Here is a 993-nt window from a genome sequence, read left to right as displayed (position 1 = left end):
CTTCAATAAACGTTCATATTGAATCTTAATATCAGGATTATATTTAGTGGCAACAATCGCAGCCATGTATAAAACAGCCCGTATTCGACCCGGTCCATTTTTACATAATGTTGTTCGCCCCTTCATTTTTCCTGATTCCCAGAGTTTGGGTACAACACCAACAAAAGCCGCCGCTTGGCTTGCTTTTTCAAAGTCTCGACTATTTAATACTGATAGCATTTCTCGTGACAAAACTTCTCCAACGGCGGGTATTGTTTTTAATATTGAACGATCTTTCTTTAGCTTCGGGTTTTGCTCAATATGATTATCAATGAGTTTTTTTATTCGATTAACTTCTTTACTTAGTTGTTCAATCATTAGTTCTATGGATTCGATTACTGTCTTTGATGCTTGGCTGACGTCGGCTTTTTCAAGTCGATTATGCTCGCGTTGCAAATCATTCTCCAAGCCTGTAAGCCTTGATAATAAAGCCTTAAGTATGCGTATATCCTCAGTCTCTGGCTGCCATAACCTAGGTCGAATTAACGCACTATAACGCGCTAAAACCATACTATCTTTTTTGTCTGTTTTACCTCGAACGCCTAGCCCTTTCGCAAAATTGCGAATGAAAGCAGGATTAATCACACTGACTTTAACGCCCATTTTAAATAACGCATAAGCCAAAGCTTCGTGATAAACGCCCGTTGCTTCCAAGCAAATATAAATGTGGCTAAGTTCTGTACAAACGTGTTTTTCTAGCCATAATTTTAATTGCTGAAAACCTTGTGCCGAGTTAGGTAAAACCTTCGTTTTAATTTTCAGTGAAGTTATATCTTTTAACCAAAGACAATCAATTTTATCTTTAGCAACGTCAATACCAATATCATAATTCATCTTTTAGCTTCCCTTGTGCATGCAGTGTCACTTTCTTAGAAAGGCACTTGGATACCATCCAGTTTATTAAGATAAAATGAACTAAGGGTTTTATCTACAGACCAAAGTCAATGCTTTAAG

General features: G+C 37.2%; 1 protein-coding gene. It reads right to left on the bottom strand.

Annotated elements, in window-relative coordinates; genetic code table 11:
- The coding region (locus tag H4J65_RS05920) for an IS110 family transposase (RefSeq protein WP_182196676.1) at nucleotides 1-873 on the bottom strand (873 nt) is incomplete at its 3' end.
- Nucleotides 874-993 lie beyond the last annotated feature (120 nt).

This window comes from Colwellia sp. MB02u-9 (assembly GCF_014077085.1).
Taxonomy (GTDB): Bacteria; Pseudomonadota; Gammaproteobacteria; order Enterobacterales; family Alteromonadaceae; genus Cognaticolwellia.
Note: the sequence above shows the minus strand (reverse complement) of the source record. Positions and strands in the feature narration are given on the sequence as shown.